This window comes from Schnuerera sp., assembly GCF_035459645.1.
Lineage (GTDB): Bacteria > Bacillota > Clostridia > Tissierellales > Tepidimicrobiaceae > Schnuerera.
This window is the reverse complement of the sequence record NZ_DATHXO010000170.1, coordinates 1-4,706: the sequence shown is the minus strand read 5'-3', so window position 1 is coordinate 4,706 and position 4,706 is coordinate 1. Positions and strand designations below refer to the sequence as shown.

7 protein-coding genes are annotated in these 4,706 nt (G+C 29.9%); all 7 read left to right on the top strand.

The annotated features are described in order from the left end of the window. Window positions 1-185: hypothetical protein (locus VK998_RS04155; RefSeq protein ID WP_325225817.1), on the top strand; the 185-nt coding region annotated here is incomplete at its 5' end. Window positions 186-358: 173 nt separating this feature from the next. After that, window positions 359-913, top strand: coding sequence for a LemA family protein (locus VK998_RS04150; RefSeq protein ID WP_325225816.1), 555 nt, complete (start codon window positions 359-361; stop codon window positions 911-913). A gap of 9 nt (window positions 914-922) precedes the next feature. Then, window positions 923-1,699 (top strand): TPM domain-containing protein, encoded by a 777-nt coding sequence (locus VK998_RS04145; protein WP_325225813.1) that lies wholly within the window; start codon window positions 923-925, stop codon window positions 1,697-1,699. Between the two features lie 14 nt (window positions 1,700-1,713). Continuing rightward, window positions 1,714-2,604, top strand: a complete 891-nt coding sequence (locus VK998_RS04140) for a metal ABC transporter substrate-binding protein (protein WP_325225810.1) — start codon at window positions 1,714-1,716, stop codon at window positions 2,602-2,604. Window position 2,605: 1 nt separating this feature from the next. Further along, window positions 2,606-3,355, top strand: a complete 750-nt coding sequence (locus VK998_RS04135; RefSeq protein ID WP_325225807.1) for a metal ABC transporter ATP-binding protein — start codon at window positions 2,606-2,608, stop codon at window positions 3,353-3,355. A gap of 10 nt (window positions 3,356-3,365) precedes the next feature. Continuing rightward, window positions 3,366-4,154 carry a metal ABC transporter permease gene (locus tag VK998_RS04130; protein ID WP_325225805.1) on the top strand — a complete coding sequence of 263 codons (789 nt, stop codon included), beginning with the start codon at window positions 3,366-3,368 and terminating at the stop codon, window positions 4,152-4,154. 241 nt (window positions 4,155-4,395) lie between these two features. Next, on the top strand, window positions 4,396-4,706 hold a 311-nt coding region (locus VK998_RS04125), incomplete at its 3' end, for a helix-turn-helix domain-containing protein (protein WP_325225803.1).

Here is a 4,706-nt window from a genome sequence, read left to right as displayed (position 1 = left end):
GGGTGCAGCTCCCGGCCGACCACCCCGTTGCCACTAAGGCGACTGATTACTTCGAGCTGCACTGGAACCATGGCCCGGACAGCAACCCGGTACTCAGCCTGCCGTGGGCAAGGTGGCAGGAAGCGTCCAGGTTCCGTTACTGGCAGTACCGGGTGATGGAAGCCACAGGGCTTTCCACTTTCTGAGGAACCCTTTCTTCTTGGTGAACGTTTTGTATGTTGAAAAAATATTATAATTTAAATTAATAAAGCTGGCGGTATTTCTACGTCAGCTTTATTAATTTAAATATAGCTTTTTAGTATTTTGATATTATAGTATAATATAATATATTATATTACCAATATAAGGAGGATATGGAATGCAGAAAAAATTTTTAATACCAGTAGTAATAGTAGTTATAATTATAGCAATGTTTGCTGGGAATTATAACAAATTAGTTACTGGCGATGAAAAGGTAACCAGTGCTTGGGCACAAGTAGAAAATCAACTTAAACGTAGAGCAGATTTAATACCCAGTCTAGTAAGTACAGTAAAAGGTTATGCCAGTCATGAGCAAGAAGTATTAACGGGTATAACAGAGGCAAGGACAAAATTTAATTCTGCTAATACACCTGCTGAATATTCAGAGGCCAATGCAGAATTTAATAGAGCTTTAACGAATTTATACGCTGTAGTTGAAAACTATCCAGAATTAAAGGCCAGTGAAAATTTTACTGAGTTACAATATGAATTGGCAGGGACTGAAAATAGAATTGCAACAGAACGTATGAGATATAACGAAACTGTACAAAATTTTAATACAACCATAAGGAGATTTCCAACCAATATAATCGCTAATATATTTGGATTTGAGATAAGACAATATTTTGAAATAGATTCAGAAGATGTAGAAGTTCCAGAAGTGAGTTTTTAGGTGATTAGCATGAGAAAAAAATTAGTTTTGTTATTTTTTTTATTTATCCTAATATTAACAAATAATAATTTAGTTTTAGCTGCACAATTTGAATATCCTGAACCTAGTTATTCTTTCTATGTATATGATGAAGGGGGAATAATAGATACTAATATAGAAGAATATATTATTGAGACCAATAAAGAATTATATAAAAAAACAGGAGCTCAAATAGTAGTTGCAAGTATAGTTGATTTAAAAAATTTAGATATAAGACAATATTCTAGTGGATTATTTGAGAAATGGGGTATAGGTAGTAGAGAATATGATAATGGTTTATTAATAATGGTAGCACCAGAAGAAAGAGAAATTTGGATAGAAGTTGGCTATGGATTAGAAGGACCGTTACCTGATAGCAAAGTAGGAAATATTATTAATAACTCTGTACTTCCATTTTTTAAGGAAGATAATTATTCAGAAGGTATATTATTAGGATTTAATGAAATAATTAATGAAGTAGAAAAAGAATATAATATTGAATTAGGGCGTGAAAATATTAATGAAGAATTATATTATTTTGAGAATCCATATGCTGATTTAAGCCCATTTAGTGGGATTAGGAAAATCATATTACTTATAGGGATAATAATATTCTTATTTATAGATTTCAAATTTTTCAATGGATTTTTAACCTATGCCCTATTACGTGGAATTAGATTTGGAGGATCCAGCCGTGGAGGTAGAAGTGGCAGATCTTCTGGTGGAGGCGGAAGGTCTGGTGGAGGCGGTGCTGGTGGTAGATGGTAAGAAAGGATGAAATTATGAAAAAGATAATCTCAATAATTATTCTAATGGTTTTGATAATTACAGGATGTTCTACTGTAGAAAAACCTAATGACAGTAGTGGTGAAAAATTAATAGTATATACATCTTTTTATCCATTAAATTTTTTAGCTGAAGAAATAGGTGGGACCAATATTGATTTAAGAATGGTAATACCAAATGGTGTAGATTCCCATGACTATGAACCTTCTATGAAACAATTAAAGAACATAGAAGAAGCTGATATATTTATATATAATGGAGCAGGTTTTGAAAATTGGGCAGACAAATTGATAGGTACAATAATTGATGAAGATAAAGCATTAAAAGCTAGTGATGAAGTTAAATTAATTGAAACCAATGGTATTGCCGATCCACATATATGGTTAAATCCACAAAATATGAATAAAATAGGAGAAAAAATTAAGGATAGGCTTATATTTTTAGACGAAAAAAATAAAGATGAATATGAAAAGAATTTTAATGAATTGTCTAAAAGGTTAAACGAATTAGATAATCAATTTTTAAAAAAGTTGGAACATAAAAATAAAGATGCTATACTTGTCTCTCATGCAGCTTTTGCTTATATGGCAGAAAGATATGATTTTGATCAAATATCTGTTGCTGGTATAAGTCCAGAACAAGAACCTAGCCCTAAAACTATTGCAAATATTATAGAAATAGTTAAAGAAGAAGATTATGAATATATCTTTTTAGAAACTTTAGCAAATCCAAAGACTGTAGATATAATTGCAGAAGAAACTGATTTAAAAACTATTATATTAAATCCAATAGAAGGTTTAACTGAAGGGGAACAAACTAGTGGAGAAGATTATATATCCATTATGTATAATAATCTAGAAAATTTGAAAAAGGCTTTGGTGAATTAATATGGATAAAAATATACTAGAAGTAGATAATTTAAGTTTTAGCTATGGCTCAAATAAAGTATTAAAAGATGTAAGTTTTAGAATTGAAGAAGGGGACTTTGTAGGGATCATAGGGCCTAATGGCTCAGCTAAAAGTACCCTTCTAAAATTGATGGTGGGATTATTGAAACCAGACGAGGGTACAGTAAAATTATTTGGGGAAAGAATTGAAGAATTTAAAGATTATAAAAAAATGGGTTATATATCTCAGAATGCTCGTGACTTTAATCAAATGTTTCCTGCTACAGTAGAAGAAGTTATTGCAGCTAACCTTTATTTAAATAGGAGTCTATTTAATAGATTTAAAAAAGAGGATAACCAAAAAATAGAAAGGGCTTTAAAAATTGTAGAAATGGAAGAATTCAAAAAAAGAAAAATAGGCAATCTATCTGGTGGACAAAAACAAAGAGTTTTTATTGCAAGAGCACTGGTAAACAACCCTCAAATACTTTTTATGGATGAACCTTTAGTTGGAGTAGATTTAGACTCTCAAAATAAATTTTATAATCTAATGGATAAGTTGAATAGAGAGCATAATATTACATTAGTAATGGTTTCGCATGATATAGGAGTTATATCAAAAAAGGTTAATAAAATATTTTGTCTATCAAAAGGCAATGTTTATAGTCATAATTCTAACCAAAGTATTTGTATTGATATGTTTAAAGATGTATATGGAGATAATATGAACATATTATTCCACGAACATTAGGAGGAAAACTATGCTTACTTATGGATTTATGCAAAAATCATTTATTATGGGAATCATGATATCCTTAATAGCACCTACAATAGGATATTTTTTAGTACTAAGAAGACAATCTATAATAGGGGATACTTTATCCCATGTAGCTTTATCTGGCGCAGCTTTTGGTATGGTAACTAAAACATATCCTGTATATACTGCTATTTTATTTTCTATATTGGCAGCACTTGGAATAGAAGCATTAAGGAGAAAATTCGAAAATTATGCAGAACTATCCCTTGCTATTGTACTATCTGCGGGAGTAGGTTTAGCCTCTGTATTAATTAGCTTAGGAAATACCCAAGGAATTTTATCTTATCTATTTGGAAGCTTGGCCCTTGTGTCCAGTCAAGATATATTTTTAGTAATTGGTTTAGGAGTTATGGTTTTTATAACTATAATCTTTTTTTATGAAGGATTGTTTTACATATCTTTTGATGAAGAAAGTGCCTATTTAGCGGGAGTCCCCAGCAAATTTATAAATTTGTTTTTTTCAATATTAGTTGCTTTAACTGTAGCAATTTCTATGAGAATAGTAGGAGTATTGTTAATCTCTTCTTTAATGGTTCTTCCAGTAGCTTCAAGTCTTTTGATTTCAAAGAGTTTTAAATCAGGACTTATATTATCCAATTTGTTTGGAATTATATCTGTAATAATCGGATTAACTCTTTCTTTTTATCTAGATATAGCACCAGGAGGAACTATTGTATTATCTGCATTATTGTTGTTGATAGTGGTTATAATAATAGAGAATATTAGAAAATAATAAAAAAAACCAGCATAAAGGGCTGGTTTTTTTTATTAAATTTTAAATTTTATATATTAAACCTGGAAAGAAGAAAACCAATTAAAGTTTTGAAAATAACTTATGTTAATCAATAAAATATTTTTAAAAATCTATTGACTTTTTAATAAAGTTTTGCATATAATGGAATAGTTGAAAATATAGTTTAGTAATTATAAACTAATAGTTTAATATATGACTAGTTATATTGAGGAGGATAATTGTGAAAATTGGTGAAAAAATTAGACGTCTTCGGGTTCAAAATTCATTGACTCAGGAAGAGTTAGCAGATAGGTGTGAATTGACAAAAGGGTTTATATCCCAAGTAGAAAGAGATTTGACCTCACCTTCTATTGCTACTCTAGTAGATATATTAGAAGGTTTAGGAACGAACTTAAGAGATTTTTTTAGCGAAATAGAAGAGGAAAAAATTGTTTTTTCAAAAGAAGATGCTTTTGTTTCAGAAAATGAGGAATATAAATATCTTTTAAAGTGGATAATACCAAATGCACAAAAAAATATTATGGAACCTAT